The 26,716-nt window shown below is 59.1% G+C and carries 26 protein-coding genes and 1 pseudogene; 15 read left to right on the forward strand and 12 right to left on the reverse strand.

The window, feature by feature from the left end; translation table 11 throughout:
• From AACY02_RS11355 to AACY02_RS11385, 7 genes and pseudogenes are all read right to left on the reverse strand, one after another.
• Positions 1-147: pseudogene (locus tag AACY02_RS11355) on the reverse strand (IS5/IS1182 family transposase); the annotation flags it as partial.
• Between the two features lie 241 nt (positions 148-388).
• The gene (locus tag AACY02_RS11360; protein WP_339432018.1) at positions 389-727 is read right to left on the reverse strand and encodes a HopJ type III effector protein; all 339 of its coding nucleotides are present in this window, start codon (positions 725-727) and stop codon (positions 389-391) included.
• Positions 720-1,016 carry a DUF1244 domain-containing protein gene (locus AACY02_RS11365; RefSeq protein WP_339432019.1) on the reverse strand — a complete coding sequence of 99 codons (297 nt, stop codon included), beginning with the start codon at positions 1,014-1,016 and terminating at the stop codon, positions 720-722. The genes AACY02_RS11360 and AACY02_RS11365 overlap by 8 nt, the downstream gene beginning before the upstream one ends.
• Positions 1,017-1,116: 100 nt before the next feature.
• On the reverse strand, positions 1,117-1,488 hold the full coding sequence (gene folX / locus AACY02_RS11370) for a dihydroneopterin triphosphate 2'-epimerase (protein ID WP_339432020.1): 372 nt from the start codon (positions 1,486-1,488) through the stop codon (positions 1,117-1,119).
• Positions 1,489-2,049 carry a GTP cyclohydrolase I FolE gene (gene folE, locus AACY02_RS11375; RefSeq protein WP_339432021.1) on the reverse strand — a complete coding sequence of 187 codons (561 nt, stop codon included), beginning with the start codon at positions 2,047-2,049 and terminating at the stop codon, positions 1,489-1,491.
• 21 nt (positions 2,050-2,070) lie between these two features.
• A complete protein-coding gene (folM, locus tag AACY02_RS11380; RefSeq protein WP_339432022.1) occupies positions 2,071-2,781 on the reverse strand; it encodes a dihydromonapterin reductase in 711 nt (236 codons plus the stop codon).
• Between the two features lie 110 nt (positions 2,782-2,891).
• Complete coding sequence (locus tag AACY02_RS11385) at positions 2,892-3,467, reverse strand: antibiotic biosynthesis monooxygenase (protein WP_339432023.1); 576 nt, start codon at positions 3,465-3,467, stop codon at positions 2,892-2,894.
• A 213-nt stretch (positions 3,468-3,680) separates the two neighbouring features.
• Between AACY02_RS11385 and AACY02_RS11390 the strand changes: the two genes are divergently transcribed.
• On the forward strand, positions 3,681-4,640 hold the full coding sequence (locus tag AACY02_RS11390) for a MerR family transcriptional regulator (RefSeq protein ID WP_339432024.1): 960 nt from the start codon (positions 3,681-3,683) through the stop codon (positions 4,638-4,640).
• Positions 4,641-4,658: 18 nt separating this feature from the next.
• On the opposite strand, the gene AACY02_RS11395 is transcribed toward AACY02_RS11390, so the two are convergent.
• Entirely contained in the window at positions 4,659-5,264 is a 606-nt protein-coding gene (locus AACY02_RS11395; RefSeq protein WP_339432025.1) for a hypothetical protein, read from the reverse strand.
• 72 nt (positions 5,265-5,336) lie between these two features.
• Complete coding sequence (locus AACY02_RS11400) at positions 5,337-5,795, reverse strand: PAS domain-containing protein (RefSeq protein ID WP_339432026.1); 459 nt, start codon at positions 5,793-5,795, stop codon at positions 5,337-5,339.
• Between the two features lie 153 nt (positions 5,796-5,948).
• Between AACY02_RS11400 and AACY02_RS11405 the strand changes: the two genes are divergently transcribed.
• On the forward strand, positions 5,949-6,404 hold the full coding sequence (locus AACY02_RS11405; RefSeq protein WP_339432027.1) for a flavodoxin: 456 nt from the start codon (positions 5,949-5,951) through the stop codon (positions 6,402-6,404).
• On the opposite strand, the gene AACY02_RS11410 is transcribed toward AACY02_RS11405, so the two are convergent.
• On the reverse strand, positions 6,394-7,281 hold the full coding sequence (locus AACY02_RS11410) for a LysR family transcriptional regulator (RefSeq protein ID WP_339432028.1): 888 nt from the start codon (positions 7,279-7,281) through the stop codon (positions 6,394-6,396). The two genes, AACY02_RS11405 and AACY02_RS11410, sit on opposite strands and share 11 nt — an antisense overlap.
• A gap of 95 nt (positions 7,282-7,376) precedes the next feature.
• Here AACY02_RS11410 and AACY02_RS11415 point away from each other — a divergent pair, with 95 nt between their 5' ends.
• The 9 genes from AACY02_RS11415 (at position 7,377) to AACY02_RS11455 (ending at position 20,291) form a co-directional block, all read left to right on the forward strand.
• Complete coding sequence (locus AACY02_RS11415) at positions 7,377-7,763, forward strand: CidA/LrgA family protein (RefSeq protein ID WP_339432029.1); 387 nt, start codon at positions 7,377-7,379, stop codon at positions 7,761-7,763.
• A complete protein-coding gene (locus tag AACY02_RS11420; protein WP_339432030.1) occupies positions 7,753-8,439 on the forward strand; it encodes an LrgB family protein in 687 nt (228 codons plus the stop codon). Before AACY02_RS11415 ends, AACY02_RS11420 begins: the two co-directional genes overlap by 11 nt.
• A gap of 131 nt (positions 8,440-8,570) precedes the next feature.
• On the forward strand, positions 8,571-9,353 hold the full coding sequence (locus AACY02_RS11425; protein WP_221730000.1) for a class II aldolase/adducin family protein: 783 nt from the start codon (positions 8,571-8,573) through the stop codon (positions 9,351-9,353).
• Positions 9,353-10,255 carry an alpha/beta fold hydrolase gene (locus tag AACY02_RS11430; RefSeq protein WP_339432031.1) on the forward strand — a complete coding sequence of 301 codons (903 nt, stop codon included), beginning with the start codon at positions 9,353-9,355 and terminating at the stop codon, positions 10,253-10,255. Before AACY02_RS11425 ends, AACY02_RS11430 begins: the two co-directional genes overlap by 1 nt.
• Before the next feature lie 157 nt (positions 10,256-10,412).
• A complete protein-coding gene (locus AACY02_RS11435; RefSeq protein ID WP_339432032.1) occupies positions 10,413-11,324 on the forward strand; it encodes an SDR family oxidoreductase in 912 nt (303 codons plus the stop codon).
• 515 nt (positions 11,325-11,839) lie between these two features.
• On the forward strand, positions 11,840-13,633 hold the full coding sequence (locus AACY02_RS11440; protein WP_339432033.1) for a DUF1302 domain-containing protein: 1,794 nt from the start codon (positions 11,840-11,842) through the stop codon (positions 13,631-13,633).
• A gap of 23 nt (positions 13,634-13,656) precedes the next feature.
• A complete protein-coding gene (locus tag AACY02_RS11445) occupies positions 13,657-15,024 on the forward strand; it encodes a DUF1329 domain-containing protein (RefSeq protein ID WP_339432034.1) in 1,368 nt (455 codons plus the stop codon).
• 139 nt (positions 15,025-15,163) lie between these two features.
• Positions 15,164-17,722: a LuxR C-terminal-related transcriptional regulator gene (locus AACY02_RS11450; RefSeq protein ID WP_339432035.1), complete on the forward strand. Its 2,559-nt coding sequence runs from the start codon at positions 15,164-15,166 to the stop codon at positions 17,720-17,722.
• A gap of 175 nt (positions 17,723-17,897) precedes the next feature.
• Positions 17,898-20,291: a dermonecrotic toxin domain-containing protein gene (locus tag AACY02_RS11455; protein ID WP_339432036.1), complete on the forward strand. Its 2,394-nt coding sequence runs from the start codon at positions 17,898-17,900 to the stop codon at positions 20,289-20,291.
• A 7-nt stretch (positions 20,292-20,298) separates the two neighbouring features.
• Here the strand turns inward: AACY02_RS11455 and AACY02_RS11460 are convergent, their stop codons facing one another.
• Positions 20,299-21,096, reverse strand: coding sequence for an IclR family transcriptional regulator (locus AACY02_RS11460; protein ID WP_339432037.1), 798 nt, complete (start codon positions 21,094-21,096; stop codon positions 20,299-20,301).
• A 163-nt stretch (positions 21,097-21,259) separates the two neighbouring features.
• Here AACY02_RS11460 and hmgA point away from each other — a divergent pair, with 163 nt between their 5' ends.
• The 3 genes from hmgA to maiA are packed head-to-tail and all read left to right on the forward strand — an operon-like array spanning position 21,260 to position 24,520.
• Positions 21,260-22,564, forward strand: a complete 1,305-nt coding sequence (gene hmgA, locus AACY02_RS11465) for a homogentisate 1,2-dioxygenase (RefSeq protein ID WP_339432038.1) — start codon at positions 21,260-21,262, stop codon at positions 22,562-22,564.
• 3 nt (positions 22,565-22,567) lie between these two features.
• On the forward strand, positions 22,568-23,872 hold the full coding sequence (fahA, locus tag AACY02_RS11470; protein WP_339432039.1) for a fumarylacetoacetase: 1,305 nt from the start codon (positions 22,568-22,570) through the stop codon (positions 23,870-23,872).
• A gap of 12 nt (positions 23,873-23,884) precedes the next feature.
• Positions 23,885-24,520, forward strand: a complete 636-nt coding sequence (gene maiA / locus AACY02_RS11475; protein ID WP_339432040.1) for a maleylacetoacetate isomerase — start codon at positions 23,885-23,887, stop codon at positions 24,518-24,520.
• A gap of 99 nt (positions 24,521-24,619) precedes the next feature.
• On the opposite strand, the gene AACY02_RS11480 is transcribed toward maiA, so the two are convergent.
• Positions 24,620-25,423 carry a SirB1 family protein gene (locus AACY02_RS11480; protein ID WP_339432041.1) on the reverse strand — a complete coding sequence of 268 codons (804 nt, stop codon included), beginning with the start codon at positions 25,421-25,423 and terminating at the stop codon, positions 24,620-24,622.
• Between the two features lie 185 nt (positions 25,424-25,608).
• Between AACY02_RS11480 and AACY02_RS11485 the strand changes: the two genes are divergently transcribed.
• The gene (locus AACY02_RS11485; RefSeq protein WP_339432042.1) at positions 25,609-26,628 is read left to right on the forward strand and encodes a Glu/Leu/Phe/Val dehydrogenase family protein; all 1,020 of its coding nucleotides are present in this window, start codon (positions 25,609-25,611) and stop codon (positions 26,626-26,628) included.
• Positions 26,629-26,716 lie beyond the last annotated feature (88 nt).

Here is a 26,716-nt window from a genome sequence, read left to right on the forward strand (position 1 = left end):
CGCTTTGTCAAAGCCCAGTTGCACCAGATCCAGCTTGGCGACGTAGAGGTCGATCACACGAACGAGGTGATCCTCGGGGATCAGTTCCTCCAGCGAGGCCGGGAACACGCTGGTCTGGCTGCGGGACTCTCCTTGGATGTAGGCAATAACGAAAAATGCTCCGTATCTTTCGATACGGAGCATTTTCATTGAGCGCTGCGCAGATTGCTAGGTTTTCACACAGTCTGTTCGGCCGGTTTTTTTGTGTCCGTTACTCACAGGCGCCACAGTCCAAAGGTGGGTGGGCTTGCTCGCGAAGGCGTCATTTCAGGCGATATTTTGGGTGACTGGCACACCGCTTTCGCGAGCAAGCCTGCTCCCACAAGGGACGCGGGTTGGCAATGCAGGATCAGCGGCGGCAAAGGGGCTGGGTTTCGAACTTCACGCCGGCCAGACCGTTGTTGATCAGCGCTCGAATATTGCCGTGATCGCTGCCTTCAGGCGCCGCCACCACCGAGCGGTAGTGCTCGCCGAACGCCAGCAGCGCTTCTTCATCGCTAAAGCCTTCCAGCAGCGCCAGACCGAGGGTCTTGCACGAGCCTTCGTTCTGCCCGGCAGCGTTTTCCACGCCGCCGTTGTTGAACGCCTGAGGCTGGTAGTCGTAACCGGCGGCGATGAAGGCCAGGGTGTCGGCAAAAAGGTGCTCGCCGCTCTTGAGGCTGGTGCGCAGGGTGTTCAGATCACTCATGAGGTTTTCCTTTGGCGAACGCCGCTTGTTGTTCGGCGCTGGCTTCTTGCTGAAATTGAGACTTCCACTCGGCGTACGGCATGCCGTAAACCACTTCGCGGGCTTCATCGAGGCTGACCTCGATCTGGCGCTCGTCGGCTTCGGCCTTGTACCACTTCGACAGGCAGTTGCGGCAGAACCCGGCGAGGTTCATCAGGTCAATGTTCTGCACGTCCTTGCGGCTGTCCAGATGGGCGACCAGCCGGCGGAAGGCGGCGGCTTCGAGTTCGAGGCGTTGTTGATCAGTCATGGGGGTCTCTGCGAGACAGCGTTGAGCGGCAAGCTTCAAGCTGCAAGATTTCAATGGTGGGGTGCCTGTAGCTTACCGCTTGCAGCACGAAGCTTGAAGCTCAGCGGCTTGCCGCAAGGGTAATCGACACCGACTCGGCAAAACGCAGCGCATGCGGCTTGTCGACTTCGACTTCGGCATACAGCACCGAGCCGTTACTCATCACCAGATCCAGTAGTTCCTGGGTCAGACGTTCGAGCAGCGCGAAGCGGTTGCCCTCGACGTGGGCGATGATCGCCTTGGTGATGGTGCGGTAGTTCAGCGCGTGATCGATGTCGTTGTCGCGCACTGCTTCCTGCGCCGCGTACAGGATGGTGAGGTTGATCAGCACATCCTGCTTGTTGAGGATTTCGTCCTCGTTGATCCCGATAAAGGTGCGCAAGCGCAGATCCTTGACCCGGATGCGTGCCATTCCCGGTTGAAGTTGTGCCATTTACTTGCTCCGTCCAATCAATTGCAGGAACTCCTGGCGGGTGTTGCTCGACTCGCGAAAGGCGCCGAGCATGACCGAGGTGTTCATGGTCGAATTCTGTTTCTCGACACCGCGCATCATCATGCACATGTGTCTGGCTTCAATGACCACGGCGACGCCGGCGGCATCGGTGACTTGCTGCACCGCATCGGCAACCTGTCGGGTGAGGTTTTCCTGAATCTGCAGGCGCCGGGCGAACATGTCCACCAGCCGCCCGATCTTCGACAACCCCAGCACCTTGCCCGTCGGAATATAAGCCACATGGGCCTTGCCGATGAAGGGCAGCAGGTGATGTTCGCACAATGAGTACAGTTCGATGTCGGCGACGATGATCATCTCGTCGCTGTCGGAGGCAAACAGCGCGCCATTGACGATCTCATCGACGCTCTGTTCGTAGCCGTGACACAGGTATTGCATGGCCTTGGCTGCGCGTAGCGGCGTGTCTCGCAGTCCTTCGCGTTCGGGATCTTCACCAAGACCGATCAGTATGTCGCGGTAATGCTCGGGCAGGGAGCGGGTCATCGAACATCCTCGCGGGCGTTGTTATTTGACGTGCCGTCCGCCGTTGACGGTCAGGGTCGTACCGGTGACATACGGGTTGTCGAGCAGGTAGCGCAGGCTCTGATAGATCACTTCACTGCCGGGTTCGATACCCAGCGCGGATTTGGCCAGCGCTTTGGCGCGGTACGCCGCGTCGTCGTCGGGATTGAACGATAGCAGGGCAGGGGCGATGCCGTTGACCTTGATCGCCGGCGCATAGCGAGCGGCGAACGACAAGGTCAGGCTGTCGAGCCCGGCCTTTGTGGCGCAGTAACCGATGTGCTTGCTGCTGCCCTTGCGGGTGACATCATCGCTGATGTGGATGATGTCCGCAGGCGTCGATAGCGTGAGCAGATCGGCGCAATGCAGGTTGATCAGATAGGGCGCGAGCATGTGCAGGTTGAACAGGCGTGTGAACGCTTCGGCTCCGTTGTCCGGGGTTTCGGCCAGCCATTCGGAGGCGTTGTGTACGATTGCCCGCAGGCTGTCGGTGTGGGTTTTCAGTTCGGCGATGAAGGCGAGTATGCCGGCTTCGCTGGAAAAATCCGCGAACACGCCGATGGCGCCCAGATCACGCAGCACTTGCACGCCGGGACGTTCGCTGCGGTAACTGAAGATCACAGCGTGGCCATCTTCAAGCAAACGCTGCGCGCAATGCAGGCCGACACGCTGGCCGGCGCCGGTGATGAGGATCGGGGCGGAGGTTGTGGTCATGTACGGCTCGCGTCGCGGTTGAAGTAAAAACTATAACAGCGACACGAGCGACCTACCTATTGCAGAACCGACTTCAGATGGCTGCGAGCAAGCCCGCTTCCACAGAGGGATCAGCGATTTTGCGCGCAAGGGGTAACGGGCAACGGGCGGGCTGGCGTACTGTTCAGCCAATTTGCCAGTAATCGGGTCGACAACGGAATAAAGAAATAAACCATCAACGGCGTCAGGCATGCCGTGCTGATCAGCATCCGTGGCAGCAGGCTCATTTCACTGAGCAGCGGACCGAGGACAAAGTTGAACAGCAGCGATACCGGGAAGAACGCCAGCCAGATCGCGACAGCCTGTTTCCAGCGTGGCGGGCGCTGGCCGATCGCATCGGCGCCGAACCAGCCCTCAATGCCGCTGACGCGATGCTCCTTCGGGTGCGCAAACAGGTCGCTGCCACGATCCAGCCAGGCAGTACGCGAGGCCGAATGCTCCCACGCATGCAGTGTGTGCTCATCGGCAAAGCGGAAAATGATTTGAAACTCGTTATCGCCGGGCGGTGGAGCGAGCACACCGGAGCCGAGATAACCGGGGAAGTCGGTGGCCAGTTGTTCACCTTCGCGCAGCCAGGCGATCAGATCCTGATAGCGTCCATCGGCGACGCGACGCGCAACCATCAGCGTGACGGGGGAAGTAGACATTGTATATCTCCGTATTTCGAGTGCGTCGCTCCGGGTAGGAGTTTCGCCTGACGCAGGGCCGGGGGTAGTGGCCAGCGTTTTACAGTATGCAAGGAATATTCCGGATTTTACCGATTTAACCAGCGACTTTGGTCGCTGTTCATCGCTTGAATCTTAATGCTCCATCAAGGTTAGAATAGGATCCAATTCGCCAACAAGGAAGTTGATTGTCTTATGTCTGTCATCACGGACAAAAGCCCTGCTTCGCAGGCATCCATTGCGCTGGAATGTGAAGATCTGTTCCCCATACGTGAAGTCGCACGATTGACCGGCGTTAACCCGGTCACGTTGCGTGCATGGGAGCGGCGCTATGGTTTGATTCAACCAACACGCACCGAAAGTGGGCATCGCTTGTATTCGATGGCCGATATCGAGCGCGTTCGCAGCATTCTCGACTGGATCGATCGTGGTGTGTCCGTCAGCAAAGTCGGCAAGATTCTGGCCAAGACCGAGCCGTTGAAAGTGCTGGCGCACATCATCCCCGACGATCGGGTGCAGGCCGATTATCTGCAATGGCAGGTGCAACTGCAGGATGCGATCAGTTCGTTCGATGATCAGCAACTGGATCTGGTCTACGGTCAGATCTTTTCTTCTTATACGTTGCCCGTCGTGTTCCAGGACATTCTGATGCCCTTGTGGCTGCAACTGCTGCAGCGACAAGATGCTTTTGGGCAAACCAGCGAATGGCTGTTCTTCGATGGGTTTCTCAGAGCGCGGGTATTGCAGCGGATCGTCATGCTGCGCGGCTCGAAACCGCGCAGGGTGATTGTCAGTGCCTTGGCCGGACAATGCCGAGAGCTGGAACTGCTGGTGACGGCACTGTTCCTGAGTGGTAATGGCTCAGGGATCCGCGTGCTGACCACCGGCCAGCCGTTCGATGAACTCACCCTGGTCTGCGAACGGACCCGGCCTGACGTACTGGTATTGTTTTCCAACCACGCACCGAGCGCCGACCTTCCGCGACGCTTGAGCCGGCTGGCGTTGAGCCTTGATTGTCAGGTGCTGCTGGCGGGGGATGCCTCCGATCTGGCGCAGGAGAGCCTGGCTGGAACGTCAATCGGTTGCATTGGTAATGAAGGGGCGACAATGTTTCAGCGGCTGACGCAGTTTCTGGCGGGCACGCTGGATACCTGAAGGCCAGGTTTTAAAGGCTCAGGTGTGCAGGGCCGGATGTGTCAGGCGATGTTGTTGCAGGATGAACTGGCGCAGACGTTCGGTTTCATCGGCATCGGTCTGGCTCAGTTCGTAGGCGAAGAAACCTTGCTCGGTTTCTCGTTCGAAATGGCCACGCAATGAAATCCGCTCATAACCCGATGGGCTGAACCACAGAGCGAAATGCTTGGGCGGTTTGGTTTTGTTGCGCACTTCCAGCAATACGCCTTTGTGCGAGATCTCGTGTACCCACAGCGGGCCCGGCTGGCCTTTGGCGTTCTCCAGTGCCACCGGTTCTTCAAGAGCCAGTCGCCATGGGCGAACCATCGGGCCGTCTTCGTAAATGCTAGGTACGCCGAGGCGCAGATGCAGCGCGTGAAACTCGTCCTCCACCAAATGCAGCGGGAAGGTCATCTGCTGATTTTCGAAGTTGGCCTGGATGGTGACCTGTTCGTGAGCGGCCAGACGCGTGAGCAAGTCACGGATCTGCGAACCACCATTCACCAGCAGGCTCGACGTCGCATCCCGCACATTCAATTGCGGGTTGTGTTGCATGGTCTGGATGAAATCCAGCTCATCCTGAGTGAGGAGGGCGTCGCGTTGCATGGCGGACTCGAAAGGAATAGTTACAAAGTCTTTGGTGATTGTAGTTAATGACAATTGGTTCGCTGTTTTGTTTTAACCGTTTGTCGCTTTCAGTTCAGCCAGTTCGGCTTTGAGTGCGGCGACCTGTGCTTCCAATTGCGCAACGCGTTGCTGGGCCTTGACCTGAACCGTCACATCTTTTTGAACACCGACGAAATAGGTTTGTCCGTCATCGGCGTTTTTAACCGTTGAAAGCGACAGTTCATTCCAGAACGGTGTGCCGTCCTTGCGATAGTTGCGCAAGATTTCCCGGCAAGATCCGCTATTGCGCAGCGCTTCGCGAATCAGTGTCAGGTTTTCCTGATCCCTGTCTCCGGATTGCAGAAAGCGACAGTCTTGATAGAGGATTTCCTCGCTGGCGTAACCGGTCAAGCGCTCGAAGGCCGGGTTGACGTAAATCAGGATGTTGTCCTGTTCGCCTTCCTTTTCCGCGACCACAATTCCATCGTTCGATGCGTTGATTACCATTTGCAGCAGGCTGGCGTTGATCATCTTTGAATCCTTTCAGAGGTGTCTGTGACGGGCATTCTAGAAGATCGGCGGAGGCTGTCTATAGGTCATTGGCGCTTATTGGGAGTTAATCGCAACTTCACGGCTCAGGCTGTTAATATCGGCGCTCTTTTTTTCAGCTCCAGGATCAGATTGATGAAAGTCGCCATCCTCTCCGGTTCGGTCTACGGCACCGCCGAAGAAGTCGCCCGCCACGCCCAGAATCTGCTGAAAGCCGCCGGCTTTGAAACCTTCTACAACTCGCGCGCCAGCCTGACGGACCTTCAGTCTTTTGGCCCTCAAGCGCTGCTGGCGGTGACCTCGACCACCGGCATGGGCGAGTTGCCGGACAACCTGCAGCCGTTGTATTCGGCCCTTCGTGACCAATTACCCGCTGCCTGGCGCGGTTTGCCGGGGGCGGTGATTGCGTTGGGCGACGCCAGTTACGGCGACACCTTCTGCGGCGGCGGCGAGCAGATGCGCGAACTGTTCGGCGAACTGGGCGTGCGCGAAGTGCAGGAGATGCTGCGCATCGACGCCAGCGAAAGCGTGACCCCGGAAACCGACGCCGAGCCTTGGCTGGCTGAGTTCATCGGCGCGCTCAAGGGCTGATTGGTCGCTCGCGCAGCAGAGAAAGCCAGGCTTGCGCCGCTTTCGACAGATAGGCGCCCTGACGCCAGATGAAAACGATATCCCAGCGAAGCGAGTCCGGTGCTTTCAAGGTCAGGCGCACGACGCCTGGCCGCACCAGACCCCGCGCGACCACGCTGGGCAGCAACACCACGCCTTGCCCGGCGGCCACCAGTGACACCAGAAAATCCGCCTGCCCACTGCGTCCGCCTTCCTTCGGTGTGAAGCCCATCTGCTGGCACGCCTGGAGCAAGCGATCATTGAGCACAAAACTGCGCTGATACAGCAGAAACGGCGTATCGGCCAATTCTTCCAGACCGATTTCGCCCCGCTCAGCCAACGGATGATCCCTCGGCAACAGTGCATCGAGCTTCTCATCGCAGAACGGCTGATAGTCGAACTGCGCATCCTTGGGCAACAAACTGCCGCCCAATTCCAGTTCTGCACTCAACACGGCTTGCTCAATATGGCGGCTACCGCCTTCAAGTAATTGGATCTTGATATTCGGATAGCGCCGACGGTATTCGGCAAACAGCCCGGCGAACAACGTGTCACTGCCCAACAGCGGCAGGCCCAGGCGCAATTCGCCACGGGCCAGATGGCTGAGGTCGTCGAGTTCGCTGAGCAATTCGTTGCGCAAGCGCAGCATGCCCTCGGCTCGTTGCAACACCACGCTGCCGGCGGTGGTCAGGCGCAACTGCGAACCCAGCCGTTCGAGCAACGGGGTGCCCAGGCTTTGTTCGAGTTGCGCGACTTGTTTGCTCACGGCCGATTGGCTGATGTGCAGGGTTTTCGCGGCCTGGGTAAAACCGCCCTGATGCATGACTTCGACAAAACTGCGCAGTTGTTTGAATTCCATAGTCTGATTCCTTTTTGGAATGGCTTGGAGTCTAACAATTCGCTTCTGGGATGGGTGCTCGGTTCGTAAAATAAGCCCCTGTCAGGAGCAAAGCCATGAACGCCGCAACCCTCAAGTACCTTTCCCGCCTTGTTGTCGAACTGGCCGTGCTGCTCGGTCTCTACCTGCTTGGCTGCCAACTCGCCGCTTGGCTGGCGTGGCCGATTCCCGGTGGCGTGATCGGCATGGCGCTGTTGCTGCTGGCGTTCGCCTTTGGCTGGGTCAAACCGGCGGCATTGCAATTGGGCGCGGGGCTGCTGATGGCGGAGATGCTGCTGTTCTTCATCCCGGCGTTGATGAGCCTGCTTGATTATGGCGCGCTGCTGCGCAATGACGGTTGGCGGATTCTGTTGGTGATCGCCGCCAGCACGTTGATGGTCATGCTGGTGACGGCGTTCACCGTGGAATGGGCCGTGCGCCTGAGGCGGTCCCATGAAGCTTGAATTGATGCCGATGTTCTGGCTCGCATTCACCCTGCTGGCGTACTTGTTCAGCCGCTGGATTTATCGGCGCACCGGCCGTTACCTGCTGTCGCCGCTGATTCTGGTGCCAACGCTGTTGTTGGCGCTGGCCGTGCCGCTGCACACCGCTTACGCCGAGTATTCCAGCAACACCCACTGGTTGATGCGGGTGCTCGGTCCGGTGACAGTCGCCTTCGCCGTGCCGATCTGGCAGCAGCGGCATCTGTTGATGCGGCACTGGCCTGCATTGATGCTCGGCATGGTTGCCGGCAGCACGGCATCAATCGCCACCTCGTTCGGACTGGCCAAGGCCCTGGCACTGGACAGTTCGGTGACGATGTCGCTGGTGCCGCGCTCGATCACCACGCCATTCGCCATGCCGCTGGCTCATGATCTCGGCGGCGTACCGGAATTGACGGCGGTGTTCGTGATGTTTACCGGGGTGTTTGGCGCGATGCTCGGCGGCGTTCTTTTGAAGTGGTTGCCAGTGCGCAGTGCCTTGGCCCGTGGCGCCCTGTTCGGTGTCGGTGCCCATGGCGCCGGTGTCAGCCGCGCCCATGAAGTGGGCGGTGAGGAGGGCTCGGTGGCGGGGCTGGTGATGGTCCTCACCGGGTTGCTCAATCTGTTCGCGGCCCCTTTGTTGGCGTCGTTGCTTTGACACGGATCCAAGCTGTTTGCCGGGCTGACTCGTTCAGTCATCAAGCTGGCTGCCAATGCAACTACGCGATGGCCTGCGCCTGACTAGACTGCTCACACGTGCAGAACAATAAGAACGCAGAGGTGCATACAGTGAGCGTAGCCCCCGTCCAATCGTCCCTAAATGTCAAAGATCAGGTCAGCGCTGCGGAATGGCAGACCCGAGTCGATCTCGCCGCCTGCTATCGTCTGGTCGCGCTGCATGGCTGGGATGATCTGATCTTCACGCACATTTCGGCCAAGGTGCCGGGCACCGAAGATTTCCTGATCAATCCGTTTGGCCTGATGTTCCACGAGATCACCGCATCAAGCCTGGTGAAAGTCGATCAGGCCGGCAACAAACTCATGGACAGTCCTTACGAAATCAACCCCGCCGGTTACACCATCCACAGCGCCGTGCACGAAGTTCGACACGATGTGGTTTGCGTGCTGCATACGCACACGGCCTCGGGGGTTGCGGTGTCGGCGCAAAAGCAGGGTGTGCTGCCGATCAGTCAGCAATCGCTGTTTGTCCTGTCCAGCCTCGCTTATCACGCCTATGAAGGCGTGGCCCTCAATCACGAGGAGAAGGCGCGCTTGCAGGCCGACCTCGGCGATAACCATTTCCTCATGCTGCACAACCACGGTCTGCTGACCTGTGGCGGCACTATCGCTGACACTTTTCTGATGATGTTCACCTTCCAGCGTGCCTGCGACATTCAGGTGATGGCGCAGACCGGCGGCGCTGAACTCATTGCCATCGAACCGCAGGTTCTGGCGGGCGCCAAAGCGATGATCGCCGGCGTCACCAAAAGTGCTCAAGGCATGGGCGGCGCGCTGGCGTGGCCGGCATTGCTGCGCAAACTCGATAAACAGAACCCTGGATATCAACTCTGATGCCTCTTGCCGAGATTCCGTTGTGTGTCTGGCGCAAGCGCAGCCAGACCTTTGTTTTTGGTGGTCAGTCGATCCGTTACTGGACGGCGGGGCAGGGTGAGCCGCTGCTGCTGATCCATGGTTTTCCGACCGCCAGTTGGGATTGGCATTACCTGTGGCAGCCACTGGCTCAACGGTATCGCGTGATCGCCTGTGACATGCTCGGTTTCGGCGACTCGGCCAAACCGGTCAATCACCGCTACAGCCTGCTGGAACAAGCCGATCTGCAACAGGCGTTGCTCGCGCATCTGCAGGTCGAGCAGCCGGTACACCTCCTCGCTCATGACTATGGCGACAGCGTCGCGCAGGAACTGCTCGCGCGGCATTACGAGGCGCACATCAAGGTCGCCAGTTGCGTGTTCCTCAACGGCGGGCTGTTCCCGGAAACCCACCGCCCGGTGTTGATGCAAAAACTGCTGCTCAGCCCTTTAGGCTGGATGATCGGTCGCGCCTTCACCCGAGACGCGCTGGTGAAAAGCTTCGGCCAGATTTTCGGCCCGCAGACCCGGCCAAGCGAGAGCGAGCTGGATGATTTCTGGAGTCTGATCGACACCCATCAAGGCCCGCGCATCATGCACAAGCTGATTGGCTACATCCCCGAGCGTCGCGTGCAGCGCGACCGTTGGGTGGCGGCCATGCAGCGTGGCGAAATCCCGTTGCGGGTGATCGATGGCGAAGTCGATCCGATCTCCGGTGCGCACATGGTCGAGCGGTACCGGGAGTTGATTGCAGACGCGGACACCGTGCTGTTGCCGGGTATTGGTCACTATCCGCAGACCGAAGCGCCGGTGCAGGTGCTCACGCATTACCTGGCGTTCCGCGACCGTTTGGCGCTGCCGCCGCGCAAAGTGGCGTGCTCCTGAAAGATCAATGGATCGCCGCCAGCGATCTATTGATCTTGCTTGGCATCATCCCCTCACCTTATCGCGCATCATTCAGCCTCAGCCGTGTTCGTTGTGACCCAAAGCCCCGTGCCTGACACTCGGGCTCTCTGTCCTTTGGCCTGCTGGAGTTGCCCTGATGAATGAGTCTGTGCGTTTCGAAGATAAAGTCGTGATCGTCACCGGAGCCGGTGGCGGTCTGGGACGGGCGCATGCACTGCTGTTCGCCAGACAGGGCGCCAAAGTGCTGGTCAATGACCTCGGAGGCTCGACCCAGGGCGAAGGCGCCAATGCTAGCGCCGCCGACCGCGTGGTGGCAGAAATTCGTGAGGCCGGCGGCATCGCCGAAGCCAACCACGACTCGGTCACTGACGGCGACAAACTGGTGCAGAACGCCCTCGACGTCTTTGGCCGCGTCGACGTGGTGGTCAACAACGCCGGGATCCTGCGCGACAAGACCTTCCACAAAATGGACGATGCCGACTGGGATCTGGTTTACCGCGTCCATGTCGAAGGCGCCTACAAAGTCACCCGCGCCGCGTGGCCGCACCTGCGTGAACAAAACTACGGTCGAGTGATCTTCACCGCGTCGACTTCCGGCATCTACGGCAACTTCGGCCAATCCAACTACGGCATGGCCAAACTTGGCCTGTACGGCCTGACCCGCACCCTTGCCATCGAGGGCCGCAAGAACAACATTCTGGTCAACGCCATCGCCCCGACTGGCGGCACGCGCATGACCGAAGGCCTGATCCCGCCGCAAGTATTCGAGCAACTGAAGCCGGAGCTGGTCAGTCCGTTGGTGGTGTATCTGGCCAGTGAACAGTGCCAGGAGACCTCCGGGCTGTTTGAGGTCGGTGGTGGCTGGATGGGCAAGGTGCGGTGGGAGCGCAGTTTGGGGGCCGGGTTTGATCCGCGTGCTGGATTTTCCCCGGAAGATGTCGCGGCGCACTGGCAGCAGATTTGCGATTTCGAAGGCGCGGCGCACCCCAAGGACAACATTGAGGCGCTGAAGGAAATGATGGCGAATTTGCAGAAATATTCGCTCTGAACCCTGCGCAACAATCGGCAGGGCTGCGCCAGCCCTGCCATCTCCCCGCTAAAACCCGTCACCCATAAAAAAGGCCGCTGCAAACGCAGCGGCCAAGGTAAGACGTTGGATCAAGGAGCTACAAATCAACGTCAGTGAACACCGGGGCGAGCAACCGAAGACCTTCGGTTGATCTGAAATCTGTCAGCAATGGCTTGAGTGGTTAAGGCGCCAAGGCCGAATGCTTTGCGGCGTGTCCCGTGAAAGCCCGCTCAGAATACGGATTTGAGTCTGTAGGAAAAATAGCGATTGCGGACATGAACTGTTACGGGGCATGTAACAGTCTGCCCCGTACCACATGCACCATGCGCTGCAATGATGTTCGACTATCCAGCGCACTCATGGCCCGCGCAAAGGCGCATCCCACCGGGGCATTCATCCTTTCGAGCGACAACGCGAATACCTCCTTGGTGCGCTTATCGACCCGTTCAACCGGCAGTAGGGTGGGGCCTTCTGTCACTCACCGGGGAAGACGCATGAAAACAAGAACAATGCGCGCCATCTTCACACCGCAGGCGCTGGCAGCCGCGGTGGCTATGGGCTGCTGCGCCCAGGCGCACGCGGTTTCGTTCAACATCGGGGAAATCGAGGGCACCTTCGACTCGTCACTGTCGGTCGGTGCGAGCTGGGGCATGCGCGATGCCGACAAGTCGCTGGTCGGCACGGTCAATGGTGGTACCGGGCAATCTTCGACGGGTGATGACGGACGCCTGAATTTCAAGAAGGGCGAAACCTTTTCGATAATCTTCAAAGGCATTCACGACCTCGAACTGAAGTACGGCGACACCGGGGTGTTTGTGCGTGGCAAATACTGGTACGACTTCGAACTCAAGGATGAAGACCGCGAGTTCAAACAGATCAGCGACAAGGGGCGCAAGGAGGGCGCGAAGTCTTCCGGCGCGCAGATTCTCGATGCGTTCGTCTATCACAACTACGCCATCGCTGACTTGCCGGGCACCGTGCGTGCAGGCAAGCAAGTGGTGAGCTGGGGCGAAAGTACCTTCATCGGCAACTCGATCAACAGCATCAACCCGATCGACGTGTCGGCGTTTCGGCGTCCTGGCGCCGAGATCAAGGAAGGTCTGATCCCGGTGAACATGCTGTTCGGCTCGCAAAGCCTGACGGACAAGCTCTCTGTCGAAGGTTTCTACCAACTGGAATGGGACCAGACCGTCCTCGACAACTGCGGTACGTTCTTCGGCGTCGATGTGGCGGCGGACGGTTGCAACAACGGGTATACCGTCGGCAGCCCGGCGATTGCGCCGTTTGTGCCGTTGACCACGGCCTTCGGTCAGGGCATTGAGGTGACTCGCGAAGGCGTCGTGGTGCCCCGGGGTGGCGACCGCGATGCACGGGATTCGGGGCAGTGGGGCACGGCGTTGCGCTGGCTCGGCGACGACACCGAATACGGTCTCTATTTCATGAACTACCACAGCCGCACGCCGACGGTGGGCACCACCACGGCCGGGCGTTCGACGCTTGCCGCGTTGCCGGGCATGGTCGGCATCGCCAATGGTCTGGCCCCCGGCAGCGGCTCGGGACTGGCGCAAAGCGTGATGTTGGGACGCGGTCAGTATTACCTCGAATATCCGGAAGACATTCGTCTGTACGGCGCCAGTTTCTCTACCACACTGCCCACCGGCACCGCGTGGACCGGCGAGATCAGCTACCGGCCAAACGCGCCGGTGCAGGTCAACACCAACGACCTGACCCTGGCGTTGCTCAACCCGATTGCCGGGGGCGCTGCTTCGCCACTGGCGACTTCGCCCGGTGCTGACAACAAGGGCTATCGTCGCAAGGAAATCACCCAGATCCAGAGCACCCTCACGCACTTCTTCGATCAGGTATTAGGGGCCCAGCGCCTGACCGTCGTCGGTGAAGCAGCGGTGGTGCGGGTCGGCGGTCTGGAGTCGCGCAGCAAGCTGCGTTACGGCCGCGACTCGGTGTACGGCCAATACGGTTTCGGCGGCGACACCGATGGCTTCGTCACGTCGACTTCGTGGGGCTACCGCGCCCGGGCCATCCTCGATTACGCCAACGTGATTGGCGGGGTCAACCTCAAGCCGAACCTGTCGTGGTCGCATGACGTCGCCGGTTACGGCCCCAATGGCCTGTTCAACGAAGGCGCCAAAGCGATCAGCGTCGGCGTCGATGCCGACTACCGCAACACCTACACCGCGAGCCTCAGTTACACCGATTTCTTCGGCGGCGATTACAACGTCCTCGAAGACCGTGACTTCGTCGCCCTGAGTTTCGGCGTGAACTTCTGATCTGCCCGAGAAGGATGAATGCAATGCGCAAAATGATTCTGCAATGTGGTGTCCTGGCCCTGAGCCTGCTGGCGGCCAACGTGATGGCGGCAGTGTCACCGCAAGAAGCCAACAAGCTTGGCACCAGCCTCACGCCGCTGGGCGCCGAGAAGGCCGGTAACGCCGATGGCTCGATTCCGGCATGGACCGGTGGCATCCCGAAAAACGCCGGGGCGGTCGACAGCAAAGGGTTCCTGGCTGACCCGTTTGCCAATGAAAAACCGTTGTTCACCATCACCGCCGCCAATGTCGACCAGTACAAGGACAAACTCTCGGACGGTCAGGTGGCGATGTTCAAGCGTTACCCGCAAACCTACAAGATCCCGGTTTACCCCACCCACCGTACCGTCGCCGTACCGCCTGAGATCTATGAGTCGGCCAAACGCAGTGCGCTGAACGTGACCACGATCAATGACGGCAACGGCCTGGCCAATTTCACCGGCAACCGCTACTACGCCTTCCCGATTCCGAAGAACGGCGTTGAAGTGTTGTGGAACCACATCACCCGTTACCACGGCGGGAATCTGCGCCGGATCATCACTCAGGTCACACCACAGACCAACGGCAGCTACACGCCGATCCGCTTCGAAGAAGAGATCGCCGTGCCGCAACTGATGAAAGATATCGATCCGGAAAAAGCCGCCAACGTCCTGACCTTTTTCAAGCAGTCAGTCACCGCGCCGGCACGTCTGGCCGGCAACGTGCTGCTGGTTCACGAGACGCTCGATCAGGTGAAGGAGCCGCGTCTGGCGTGGGTCTACAACGCCGGTCAGCGTCGGGTACGCCGCGCGCCGCAAGTGGCCTATGACGGGCCGGGCACCGCCGCGGACGGTCTGCGCACCTCGGACAACTTCGACATGTTCTCCGGCGCCCCGGATCGTTACGACTGGAAACTGGTGGGCAAGAAGGAAATGTACATTCCTTACAACAGCTACAAGCTCGATTCGCCGAAACTCAAGTACGACGACATCGTCAAGGCTGGCCACATCAATCAGGATCTGACCCGCTATGAACTGCATCGCGTGTGGGAGGTGATCGGTACGGTCAAACCGAACGAGCGGCACATCTACGCCAAGCGCCACATGTACATCGATGAGGACAGTTGGCAGGTGGCGCTCGCTGACCATTACGACGGTCGCGGCCAACTGTGGCGGGTCGCCGAAGGTCACGCTCAGTACTACTACGATCACCAGACGCAGGCCTACACTCTGGAAGCGCTCTACGACATCATTGCCGGCCGGTACATTGCCCTGGGGATGAAGAACGAAGAGAAACACAGCTTCGAATTCGGCTTCGAGGCCAAGGCTGCCGACTACACACCATCGGCCCTGCGCGCAGCGGGTGTGCGGTAACGTTTGTGATACAACGGCTGTACAAAAGGCGACCGCACGGTCGCCTTTTTTATGGCTGCCAATCAGCGCGCTGAATATTTATCAACAAGCTGACAGCAGAGGGCTAGGGTGGCTGCAAAACAATAAGAAGGCTCACCCGATGACCGCCATGACGCCGTGTCTGGATCGCCCCGGTTTCCTGCCCAGACTGTCTTCCCATCACCAGCCACGTTTGCGATTGAGCGAACCACTGCTTGAGTCGATGGCGCGGGTCAGGCTGATCTGTGCGCCCCCCGGTAGCGGAAAAAGTGCGCTGCTTACCGAATGCCTGCTTCAGGCGCCCGCGACGTATAAGGTGCTCTGGTTGCCACTGGCAGGTGCGCAATTGAGCAACGGCGAGATGTGCCATCGATTGACTGCAGCGCTGGGCCTGACCGACACGGATGAGGCTGGTCTGATCGCGGCATTGACTCATTGGGAGGCACCAACCTGGCTGTTCATCGACGATTACAGCCGTTTGCCGGATCCGTCACTCGATGCCTTGCTCGACCGTTTGCTGACAATCAGCAGCCCCGCATTGACCTGGTGGATCGGCTCTCGCCGGCGTCCGCAATGCAACTGGCCGCGGCTGTTGCTGGACGACGAATTGTATGAATGCGAAAGCCCGACGCTGGCGCTGACCCAGGACGAGATCGCCCAGGCACTGAAACACTTGTCAGCCGAGCAGGCCGCCAATGTGGCTGGACGGATTGTTCATCGCACCGGTGGCTGGTGCGCCGGAGTGCGAATGACGTTGCTGCAAAAATGCGACTGGTCGCAAAGCACCCAACCGCAGCAACGTGTGGAAACCTTGCTTGATTATCTGCAGCACGAACTGTTCAGCGGTTTGACGCCGGAGCTGGCGGAAGTCTGGCGAGTACTGGCGAATTTGCCGCGTTTCAACGCTGAACTGTGTGAACACTTGTTCGGTGCCGGTGAGGGGGCTGATTACCTGCGAACGCTGCAAACGCTGGGTTGCTTTATCGAGCCATGGAATGAATCGTCGCAGTGGCTACAGATATTCGCGCCTTTGGCGCAGGTGATGCGCGATGAACATTGGCCCGCGTCTCGTTCATGGCATCGTCGGGCGTGCCAATGGTTCGCCGCTACCGGTGATTGGCGTTCGGCTTTCGAGCAGGCGTTGCTTGCCGAGGAATTCGAAACGGCAGTGAGCCTGTTGCAGCATTTCAACTTCGAGCATCTTTTTGAAGAGCAAACGGTGGTGCTGTTGTTGCGCCTGCATGAATCTCAGGGCGAAGGATTGACCTTGGGATCACCGCAGTTGGTCGGGCTGATCAGCGCAGCGCTGTTGTTTGCCGGCCGGTTCGAACAGGCCACGCAGTGCATCGCGCACCTGGCGAGGTTCATGCCACAGCCTTCGGCCACGCTCGAGCGGCAACTGATTGCGCGCTGGCAAACCTTGAATGGCTGGCTGCTGCATCTGGAAGGGCAGATGACTTGCGCTCAGGGTCATTTTTCCGAGGCGCTGGATTCGCTCGACGACGACCACTGGATGGCTCGGGTGATGTGTTTGTCGGGGGTGACGCAACAGGCGCTCTTGAGAGGGGCGCTGGATGTGGCCTACGCCCACAATCGGCAGGCGCTGTGTCTGGCGCGGGCGCAAAATTCGCTGGTTTTCGAGGCGCTGCTTGAGCTCGATCATGCACAAATACTGGAGCAGCGTGGCGCGGCGGCGCGGGCCGAATGTCTGTTGGCCGCAGTGCACGCTCTGCTCGGCAGACGACCGGATCGACCGACGCCGCTATTGGGCAGGATTGCACTGCGTCGGGGGCGTCTGGCTCTCAGTCAGGGGCAGGATGCCCTGGCGGCCGCTTTTTTTCAGTCCGGCCTCGACGATTGCAAGCGCAACCATGACAAGCGGGTCTTGTATGGCTATCTGGGGCAGGCACAACTGGCGGCCAATCAGGCGGATTTTGAAGGCGCATTTGTCTGGTTGCGCGATGCACAGCGGCTGATGCAGCAGCGGCAGATTCCGGAGACTGTCTATCGTGGGGTGTTGTTGCAGATCAGCAGTCTGTTGTGGCTTCAGCAAGGGCGTGCCGAACTGGCCAACGAGGCGATGGCGCGTCTGCTGCGTCACTATCAAGGGGCCGGTGCATTGCAGGCACCGCCGGCGACCATCGAGTTGATTCCACGGGTTGAATACCTGCTGATCCTGGCGCAAACGGGTCTGCGCATCGCCAATAATCCGATCATCCGCCTTGAGCAGTTATTGGCGGACGCGAAGCAGTGCAGAATGGTCGCCCTCGAAACTGACTTGCTCCTGGCGTTGGCCGAAGTTGCCTTTCTGCAGTGCGATCAGGCCGGCGCGCAACACTATTTGCAGCAGGGCCTTGAATTGGTTGCTCATCACGGCCTGCACCAGGCGTTGCGTGAACTGGAATTGCGCCAGCCGAACGTGTTGCAGGCACTGAATAACAAGATCGCTGAAGATGCAGCCGCGCAGACATTAAGCAACTACGGCGTGCTGAGCCAGCGAGAACTTGAAGTTTTACGACTGATCGCCAAAGGCTATTCCAATCAACAGATTGCAGATGAACTGTTTATTTCGCTACATACCGTAAAGACTCATGCCAGGCGTATACACGGAAAGTTGGGTGTCGAACGAAGAACTCAAGCGGTGGCAAGTGCAAAGCTGTTGGGTCTCGATCTAAGTTGAATTTGTGACAGTCAAATGGAGGATTATTTATTTTGGCGTTTGTCTGAGATGTTTTATGACGTTTGAAAACTTGCAGTAACGGCTGTTGGATTTTGTTCGCTGTTTATATTCGATAACTTGCTCGCAATCGAAGTGGCGCAATGTCATTTCTTGATCGTGGACCAAGGAGTTAGGTATGAGCGTTATCAATGGCTTTTCAGAAGTTCGACCCGCATGGCTGTCAGGTGCCAGTGAACAAAATAAGCAGCGTCATGACCATTTGCTACAGCAAGTGCGCGCTGAGGAAACCCGGCGTGACCAGTTTCTGGATAAGGCAGCATCGCTGAAAGCCTATGCTGCTGCGCGAAGTAAAGAGTGGATCAACAGTGCATTGGGTGTTTCGGTTGATCCTGAAACTATCAAGGTCACCTGTCGCTATACCATCAAGGTCGGAGCGCGCACCCTGGTTCAGGAAGACAAGCGCACGTTTGTGGAACTGGCGCTGTTCGGCGTACATGATCGCAATCAACGCTTCGAGATGGCTTTTGAAGGGCCGGTTCCTTCCGGCTTGACACCTGTGCGCGTAGAAAACTGGCTGGCGTCTGTCAACATCCGCTCGGATTTCTGGGACACGCGCCGTAAAGCCTTTAACGATTACGACGTGCAGATGGCACTTCTGCAGGTCTTGGGGGCGCGCATCGCCTACAGCACTTTTTGCGCTGCCGTGCAGGGGCATCTCAATCAGCCAAACATGGCAATGGTCGAACGCTTTATGCAAGGAGACCGGAGTATTTCGGCATCGGCCTTCGTGATGAATGGCTTCCGGTTCGGTTTCCGCGATCTGATGGTTTTCCAGCAAAAGGCCAATCCCCACGGCAACTGCGTCTTGTACGCTCCAGGTTCGCCGGAAGAGCGCGACTGGTATCAATTTCCCAACAGTCGCGAACTTGAATTTCATGTGGCTGGCTGGGTGAGAACAGCCGAAGGGCAGAGCTATCTGGCGGCGCAAACCCAACCTGCGGAAAGGGCGCCACTGGCCAAATACGTGGCCACGCTGCGGCAGCTACCGAGTGCCTGGAAAGGGGTAACGTTTTCCGAATGGCCGGACGCACCGGAAGGCATTCTTGTCGAGGCAATCTTCCATCAGATCGCCTGGGACCTGGCACAGGAAACGCTCGCCCATCCTGCCGCCTATCGAAGCGCCCCTGATGAAATGCGCCAGTCGTTTGCCCGCTTGAATACGGAGTTGAAAGCGCTCTACACCATCGGCACTCGCGAAGCGGGCATCCTGACCTATGAGCGCTTCTGTTACGACTTGATCAAGCAACGGATCGAAGATCTTTTAAAGACCTTTGGAAAAACGGTGCAGGTAAACCCGGACGAGATCCTCCTTGATCTGAGTGAAAACGAGACGATTACACTCACCCGGTTGATCATCAAGGAAACGCAGTTTTATGCCCATGATCGTGGCGGCGAAGTGATTGGGATTTATCCGCGCTTTCGTGTAGGCGCGAAGCATCCAGCACTGCCCGACCTGGACATACGTCAACTGGCCAGTTGGTCGAGAACGTTGCGTCCGGGAGAGAAGTACATCGCCATGTTGCGTGCCGATTATTTAAACAGACAACACCCCGATTATGAATTCAAGAAAGACGTTCACTTCAAGTCTCGACAGGTTGAAATGCAACGTTCGGTGTTGTCGAGTTTTTATGCCGGTGCTATCACCCTCACGTTGGCTGAGCAATTGCGCACGTTGATCCTGAACTTCGATAAAGGAACGCCTGCCTCTTTTCCGCCTTTCGGAGAAGTGCCTTCGACCGTGCAGTTCAGTGCAGTCTTCAAGTTTCACGTAAAACGGTGTCTGGTTGAGGGCGTGTATGTTTTCAGGCTGGTACAGGGCGGCAAAGTCAGTGAAATTCTTTATACGCCTGACGCGCCGGACGGCGTCTACTTGCGACCGTTGAGCGGTTTTTTCGAGGCGATCAAGGAACACGGGCTGGGTCAGTATTTCTACGACCGGGTCAAGTACGTCGATCAACGGATCATGGGGACGTTCATCAATAACATTGAATTCAACAATGTTTCTGAAAAACTTCCCGTGCTTGAGCTCAACAGCCGCGTGCTGTCGTTGCGCGCGAGTTATAACGAACGTATTGAACGGATCATTGCTGATATTGACGCGCAAACCACCAGCCTGAACGAAATCATTGGCAAATTGGCCTATGACTCGGTGGCGTTGGCTGCGAGTGTCGTCAGTTTGGTAATACCGCCCGTTGGTTTCGCGCTGTCCGTGGTGCAAATCACCAAAAACGTACTGGAAGGCGCCGAGTCCTACCGATATGGCGATCGAGAAACGGCCTTCAACAGTTTCAAGGAAGCTCTACTGGACCTGGCGTCTTTGATTCCTGGAGGCAAGGAAGCAACCAAGGCGCAGAAGACGCTGATTCAACTCATGGGTGACGGCAAGGCAATCGTCGGCCTGATTGGATCGGCGACCGGCCAGACCCTCGGCCATGAACGTCTTTTGGCGATAATTGAAGAAATTCTCCAGGAGGAGCCAGCGGGGGACAGCAAAACCGTATTGCTGTAACCCCCTGTTAGCGAACCGGCGGCGCCGCTGCGTCGAACCCCATTCGCCAACTCACGGCCCGCGTCGCAGCCAGCAAGCGCTGCGCCGCCGGGCCGTTTTCGTCGGCGTGAAACAGTGAGGTCGGGCCGACGATGGTGATCACGGCGGCGATCTGTCCGACAGCGTTGAATACCGGGGCCGACAAGGCATCCACCCCCGGCATCAGCAAGCCATGCACATGATGCAAACCACGTTCGCGGATCTGCTCACACAACGTCGTGTAGGCGTGCTCGTCTTTTAATGGATGATCGGCGACGGCGATTTCCTGCTCGCGCAATTCGTCAACTTCCCGATGGGGCAAGTAGGCGCTGAACACCAACCCCGTCGAAGAGCTGAGCAGCGGCAGCACTGAACCCAATTGCGTCACCACCGTCACCGCACGCACCGCCGGCTCGATGTGCACCACAGTGGCCCCCTGATTACCCCACACCGCGAGGAAACAGGTTTCGTTGAGTTCGTCGCGCAATTGGGCCAATGGCAGGGCCGCAACTTTCAGCACGTCCATACTGTTGAGTGCGGCCAGACCCACGCGCAGCGCTTCGCGGCCGAGGCCGTAATGGTTGGTGGCGGGGTTCTGTTCGGCAAATCCCGAGGCGATCAACGCTTGCAGGTAGCGGTGCACCTTGCTTGCGGGCATTTGTACGTGCTCGGCCAGGCGCGACAAGGAAGTGGCGGGCGACAACTCGGCCAGGGCCTTGAGGATGTCGGTGCCGACTTCGGCGGAGCGGACTTTCTGTTTGCCGTGACTGTCGCTGGTTTTTTCCATGATGCTGCCGGGTTCCGGAACGAATGGGCGTCTTTATAGCTTGACGCTGGATAGCGAGCAAATTACGTTATGCGTAATCGAATTACGATAAAAACAACCCCGGCGTGCCGAAACCTCTGAGCCAGAGCGATGGGCCATGCCGACTCCCTGTTCAGGAGGCTCCATGAACCTCGATTCAACCGTGTCGACGCTGACTTATCAGTCCGGTTTCGGCAACGAATTCAGCACTCAAGCGTTGCCCGATGCGCTGCCCGTCGGCCAGAACTCCCCGCAAAAAGCCCCGTACGGTCTCTACACCGAATTGTTTTCCGGTACCGCGTTCACCATGACCCGCAGTGAAGCCCGGCGTACCTGGATGTACCGAATTCAGCCATCGGCCAATCACCCGGCGTTCGTCAAACTTGAACGGCAACTGGCTGGCGGGCCGTTGGGCGAGGTGACCCCCAATCGTCTGCGCTGGAACCCGCTGGATATCCCCAGCGAGCCGACCGATTTCATCGACGGTCTGGTGAACATGGCCGCCAACGCCGGCGCCGATAAACCCGCTGGCATCAGCATCTACCACTACACCGCCAACCGCTCGATGGAGCGTGTGTTCTTCAACGCCGACGGCGAACTGCTGCTGGTGCCGCAACTCGGTCGTCTGCGCATCGCCACCGAACTGGGTGTGCTGGAAGTGGCACCGCTGGAAATCGCCGTGCTGCCACGCGGTTTGAAATTTCGCGTCGAACTGCTTGACCCGCAAGCACGCGGCTACATCGCCGAGAACCACGGCGCGCCGCTGCGCCTGCCGGATCTGGGGCCTATCGGTAGCAATGGCCTGGCCAACCCGCGGGATTTCCTGACCCCGGTCGCCGCTTACGAAAACCTTCAACAACCGACCACCCTGGTGCAGAAATTTCTTGGGCAGTTGTGGGCCACCGAGCTCAATCATTCGCCGTTGAATGTGGTCGCCTGGCATGGCAACAACGTGCCGTACAAATATGATCTGCGCCGCTTCAACACCATCGGCACGGTCAGTTTCGATCACCCGGATCCGTCGATCTTCACCGTACTGACCTCGCCGACCAGCGTGCACGGTCTGGCCAACCTCGACTTCGTGATCTTCCCGCCGCGCTGGATGGTGGCCGAGAACACCTTCCGTCCGCCGTGGTTTCACCGCAACCTGATGAATGAATTCATGGGCCTGATCCAGGGCGAATACGACGCCAAGGCTGAAGGCTTTGTGCCTGGCGGCGCCTCGCTGCACAGCTGCATGAGCGCCCACGGCCCGGACGGTGAGACCTGCACCAAGGCCATCAACGCCGACCTCAAACCGGCGAAGATCGACAACACCATGGCCTTCATGTTCGAGACCAGTCAGGTGCTTCGCCCAAGCCGCTTCGCCCTCGACTGCCCACAACTGCAACCCCATTACGACGCCTGCTGGGCCACACTGCCCGCCACGTTCGACCCGACCCGGAGATAACCCATGACTCAGAATTCCATCACCCGCAGTTGGGTGGCGTCGGCCAACGACCACGCTGATTTTCCTCTGCAGAACCTGCCGCTCGGCGTGTTCAGTGTCGACGGTTCGGCGCCGCGCGCTGGCGTAGCGATTGGCGATCACGTCTTCGATCTGCAAGTGGCGCTTGAAGCCGGTCTGTTCGACGGCGCAGCGCGCAGTGCCGTCGAAGCCATGAAGGGCGGTTTGCTCAATGCGTTCTTCGAACTCGGTCGCCCGGCTCGCACTGCGCTGCGCCAGCGTCTGCTTGAATTGTTTGCAGAGGGCAGCACCGAGCGCGGCAACATCGAAGCCCAAGGGGCAACACTGCTGCCTTTGGCCGTGGACTGCCAGATGCATCTGCCGGCGCGCATCAGCGACTACACCGACTTCTACGTCGGCATCGAACACGCGCAGAACGTCGGCAAACTGTTCCGCCCCGACAACCCTCTGCTGCCCAACTACAAGCACGTACCGATCGGCTACCACGGTCGCGCCTCGACGGTGCGCGCCTCCGGCACCGACGTGCGCCGCCCCAAAGGCCAGACGCTGCCCGCCGGTCAGACCGAACCGACTTTTGGCCCGTGCGCTCGCCTGGACTATGAACTGGAACTGGGTATCTGGGTCGGTCAGGGCAATGAGATGGGCGACTCGATTGCCATCGGTGATGCGGCTGAGCACATCGCCGGTTTCTGCCTGCTCAACGACTGGTCGGCTCGCGACATTCAGGCGTGGGAATATCAGCCGCTGGGCCCGTTCCTGTCCAAGAGCTTCATCACCAGCGTCTCGCCGTGGGTGGTGACCGCCGAAGCGCTGGCGCCGTTCCGCACCGCGCAACCTGCGCGCCCGCAAGGTGATCCGCAGCCGCTGCCTTACCTGCTCGACAAACGCGATCAGGACGCTGGCGCCTTCGACATCGAGCTGCAAGTGTTGCTGCTTACCGAAGCCATGCGCGAGCAAAACCTGCCGGCCCATCGCCTGACACTGAGCAACACCCGCTACATGTACTGGACCGTCGCGCAAATGGTTGCGCACCACAGCGTCAACGGTTGCCAGTTGCAGGCCGGTGATCTGTTCGGCTCTGGCACTTTGTCCGGTCCTGAAAACGGTCAGTTCGGCAGCCTGCTGGAAATCACCGAGGGCGGCAAAAAGCCGATAGAACTGGCGTCCGGCGAAGTGCGCAAATTTCTTGAGGATGGCGACGAAATCATCCTGCGTGCGCGTTGTGCCCGTGACGGTTTTGCTTCCATCGGTTTTGGCGAATGCCGCGGCAAAGTGCTGGCGGCGCGCTGACAGGAGCGGCTCATGGATCTCTATACCTATTACCGTTCGACCTCGTCGTATCGGGTGCGGATCGCGCTCGCGCTCAAGGGGCTTGATTATCAGGCACTGCCGGTCAACCTGATTGCACCGTCCGGTGGCGAACATCGGCAAGCGGCGTATCTGGCGATCAATCCGCAGGGGCGGGTGCCGGCGTTGCGTACTGACGAAGGCGAACTGCTGATTCAGTCGCCGGCGATCATCGAGTATCTGGAAGAGCGTTATCCACAGATGCCTCTGCTGCCCGAAGACCTTGCTACCCGTGCGCATGTGCGCGGCGTGGCGGCGGTGATCGGGTGCGATGTGCACCCGCTGCACAACGTCAGCGTGCTCAATCGTCTGCGTCAGTTGGGGCACGATGAGCCGCAGGTGGTGGAGTGGATCAGTCACTGGATCGGGCAGGGGCTGGCGACGGTGGAACAGTTGATCGGTGACAGCGGTTTCTGTTTCGGTGAGTGGCCATGCTTGGCGGACGTCTACCTGATCCCGCAGTTGTATGCCGCGCAGCGGTTCAATGTTTCGCTGCAGGCTTATCCGCGGATTCGCCGCGTGGCGGCATTGGCCGCTGAACATCCGGCGTTCATCAAGGCGCATCCCGCCAACCAGCCAGATACACCGTAAATTCCTGTGGGAGCGGGCTTGCTCGCGAAAGCACCGTGTCAGACACAGAGATTTTGACTGATACAGCGCATTCGCGAGCAAGCCCGCTCGCACAAGGGATCAGTGGACTATGGAATTGGGCGGGAGATGCCCGAGCCGTTCGGTCAGGCGCAAGCGCTGAATCGGGTCATCACTGAGCAGTAGCGCATGCTCCAGATCGAAGCGTTCGGCATTCGGGCAGTCGAGCCGCTGATAGAGACTGGCGCGGGCCAGGTAATCGGCGGCGTTGGCGTCGCCCAGTTCAAGCACGCGTTCGGCGTCGATCAGGGCCGCGATAAAGTCATCGTGAGACAGGTACAACTGGCGCAGGTTGCGTGACAAGCGTTGAAGCATCTGCACCGGCGTTGCAGTCAGCAGATGGTCGGCGTTGAGCTTCATGTTCGGGCCGTATTGGCGCTGCAACAGTTCTCGACAGTCGTTGGGGTACAGGCGTCGCCCCCCGCAGGGGTCAAGCAAGTGGTCGGCCCCGGGTACCCGGAGCAGGAAGTGCCCGGGAAAGTTGACCCCGGCCAGTGGAATTTCCAGCGCGCGCGCCAGTTCCAGGGCAATCAACGCCAACACCAAAGGCTGGCCGCGTCGGGTTTGCAGCACTTTGTGCAACAACGCGGCTTGTGGGCGCAGCGGGAGGAAGTCGTCCTGAGCGAAGCCTAGCTCTGTCATCCGCCGTAATAGCGGCTGTGCCAGTTCGCTGACCGGCAGCATCGGCAAGCCATAGCTGACCCGCTGCTGCAACTCCTTGAAGTCCTGCATAAGCGCCTCGGGATTGACCGTTTTATCGTGTTCGGCCGCGATCCACAGCGCGGTCTCGAACAGGGCAGGCGGTGAACGTTGCAGACACTCGAAAAAACGTTGGCGCGCACTCATCAGGATCTCCGGGTAATGCCCCGTTTTAGCCCCGTCCATGCCATTCGTCCAGTGCCTGGCTGCGCCAATCTGGGGTTATGCCGCAAATCCAGTGTCAGCGCGGGTGCTTATTCCGGTGCGCTGCAGCAATTTTCGGGCGCAAGCCTATACTGGCGTTCTACAAGAAGTGATTCGGGAGCCCAACGATGTTTGCGCTCATGCAAAGCACTCGCCTGGAATCGCTGCACCTGAGCGTTGATCCGGTCTCCGGGTTGAAGGCGGTCATTGCCATCCATAACAGTCGCCTCGGGCCAGCCCTTGGCGGATGTCGTTATCTTGCCTATCCCAATGACGAATCAGCCGTTGAGGACGCCATTCGTCTCGCTCAGGGCATGAGCTACAAAGCTGCGCTGGCCGGGCTGCCGCAGGGCGGAGGCGTGGCGGTGATCGTGCGCCCGGTGCATGTGGAAAATCGCGGGACGTTATTTGAAGCCTTCGGCCGCTGCATTGATCAACTCGACGGTCGCTACATCACCGCCATCGACAGTGGCACTTGCGTGGCGGACATGGATTGCATCGCCCAGCAGACGCAGCATGTCACCAGCACCACCTCGGCCGGCGACCCCGCGCCACACGCGGCCATGGGCGTGTTCGCCGGAATTCGGGCCACCGCCATGGCGCGGTTGGGCAGCGATAACCTCGAAGGCCTGCGCGTGGCGATTCAGGGTTTGGGCAATGTCGGTTACGCACTGGCCGAGCAGCTTCACGCGGCGGGCGCCGAACTGCTGGTCAGCGACATTGACCACGGCAAGGTGCAACTGGCGATGGAGCAACTCAACGCCCATCCAATCGCCAACGATGCGCTGCTCTGCACGCCTTGCGACATTCTGGCGCCGTGTGGGCTGGGCGGTGTGCTCAACAGTCACACGGTCACGCAACTGCGTTGCTCGGCGGTAGCGGGTTCTGCGAACAATCAGCTGACGCATCTGGACGTGGCCGATCAACTGGAGCGGCGCGGCATACTGTATGCCCCGGATTACGTGATCAATGCCGGCGGCCTGATCTACGTTTCACTGAAACATCGCGGCGAAGAGTTGCCCACGATCACCGCGCATCTGTCGAAAATCAGTTCGCGGCTAACTGAAGTGTTTGCCCATGCACAGGCGGAAAAACGTTCACCGGCGAGGGTGGCCGATGAGTTGGCGGAAAAAGTGTTGTATCGCTGAGACACCTGCATGAAAAAGGCCCTGAGCCATTCGACTCAGGGCCTATTCAGTTCGGGCATTGATTACTTCGCAGCTTTCACCGCTTTTG

This window comes from Pseudomonas sp. EA_65y_Pfl2_P78, assembly GCF_963970495.1.
In the GTDB taxonomy this organism is placed as follows: domain Bacteria; phylum Pseudomonadota; class Gammaproteobacteria; order Pseudomonadales; family Pseudomonadaceae; genus Aquipseudomonas; species Aquipseudomonas baetica_A.

Excerpts from the sequence above, each read along its gene's own strand:
- AACY02_RS11360 (WP_339432018.1), bottom strand. The coding sequence starts at position 727 with ATGAGTGATCTGAACACCCTGCGCACCAGCCTCAAGAGCGGCGAGCAC.
- AACY02_RS11365 (WP_339432019.1), bottom strand. The coding sequence starts at position 1,016 with ATGACTGATCAACAACGCCTCGAACTCGAAGCCGCCGCCTTCCGCCGG.
- folX (WP_339432020.1), bottom strand. The coding sequence starts at position 1,488 with ATGGCACAACTTCAACCGGGAATGGCACGCATCCGGGTCAAGGATCTG.
- folE (WP_339432021.1), bottom strand. The coding sequence starts at position 2,049 with ATGACCCGCTCCCTGCCCGAGCATTACCGCGACATACTGATCGGTCTT.
- folM (WP_339432022.1), bottom strand. The coding sequence starts at position 2,781 with ATGACCACAACCTCCGCCCCGATCCTCATCACCGGCGCCGGCCAGCGT.
- AACY02_RS11385 (WP_339432023.1), bottom strand. The coding sequence starts at position 3,467 with ATGTCTACTTCCCCCGTCACGCTGATGGTTGCGCGTCGCGTCGCCGAT.
- AACY02_RS11390 (WP_339432024.1), top strand. The coding sequence starts at position 3,681 with ATGTCTGTCATCACGGACAAAAGCCCTGCTTCGCAGGCATCCATTGCG.
- AACY02_RS11395 (WP_339432025.1), bottom strand. The coding sequence starts at position 5,264 with ATGCAACGCGACGCCCTCCTCACTCAGGATGAGCTGGATTTCATCCAG.
- AACY02_RS11400 (WP_339432026.1), bottom strand. The coding sequence starts at position 5,795 with ATGATCAACGCCAGCCTGCTGCAAATGGTAATCAACGCATCGAACGAT.
- AACY02_RS11405 (WP_339432027.1), top strand. The coding sequence starts at position 5,949 with ATGAAAGTCGCCATCCTCTCCGGTTCGGTCTACGGCACCGCCGAAGAA.
- AACY02_RS11410 (WP_339432028.1), bottom strand. The coding sequence starts at position 7,281 with ATGGAATTCAAACAACTGCGCAGTTTTGTCGAAGTCATGCATCAGGGC.
- AACY02_RS11415 (WP_339432029.1), top strand. The coding sequence starts at position 7,377 with ATGAACGCCGCAACCCTCAAGTACCTTTCCCGCCTTGTTGTCGAACTG.
- AACY02_RS11420 (WP_339432030.1), top strand. The coding sequence starts at position 7,753 with ATGAAGCTTGAATTGATGCCGATGTTCTGGCTCGCATTCACCCTGCTG.
- AACY02_RS11430 (WP_339432031.1), top strand. The coding sequence starts at position 9,353 with ATGCCTCTTGCCGAGATTCCGTTGTGTGTCTGGCGCAAGCGCAGCCAG.
- AACY02_RS11435 (WP_339432032.1), top strand. The coding sequence starts at position 10,413 with ATGAATGAGTCTGTGCGTTTCGAAGATAAAGTCGTGATCGTCACCGGA.
- AACY02_RS11440 (WP_339432033.1), top strand. The coding sequence starts at position 11,840 with ATGAAAACAAGAACAATGCGCGCCATCTTCACACCGCAGGCGCTGGCA.
- AACY02_RS11445 (WP_339432034.1), top strand. The coding sequence starts at position 13,657 with ATGCGCAAAATGATTCTGCAATGTGGTGTCCTGGCCCTGAGCCTGCTG.
- AACY02_RS11450 (WP_339432035.1), top strand. The coding sequence starts at position 15,164 with ATGACCGCCATGACGCCGTGTCTGGATCGCCCCGGTTTCCTGCCCAGA.
- AACY02_RS11455 (WP_339432036.1), top strand. The coding sequence starts at position 17,898 with ATGAGCGTTATCAATGGCTTTTCAGAAGTTCGACCCGCATGGCTGTCA.
- AACY02_RS11460 (WP_339432037.1), bottom strand. The coding sequence starts at position 21,096 with ATGGAAAAAACCAGCGACAGTCACGGCAAACAGAAAGTCCGCTCCGCC.
- hmgA (WP_339432038.1), top strand. The coding sequence starts at position 21,260 with ATGAACCTCGATTCAACCGTGTCGACGCTGACTTATCAGTCCGGTTTC.
- fahA (WP_339432039.1), top strand. The coding sequence starts at position 22,568 with ATGACTCAGAATTCCATCACCCGCAGTTGGGTGGCGTCGGCCAACGAC.
- maiA (WP_339432040.1), top strand. The coding sequence starts at position 23,885 with ATGGATCTCTATACCTATTACCGTTCGACCTCGTCGTATCGGGTGCGG.
- AACY02_RS11480 (WP_339432041.1), bottom strand. The coding sequence starts at position 25,423 with ATGAGTGCGCGCCAACGTTTTTTCGAGTGTCTGCAACGTTCACCGCCT.
- AACY02_RS11485 (WP_339432042.1), top strand. The coding sequence starts at position 25,609 with ATGTTTGCGCTCATGCAAAGCACTCGCCTGGAATCGCTGCACCTGAGC.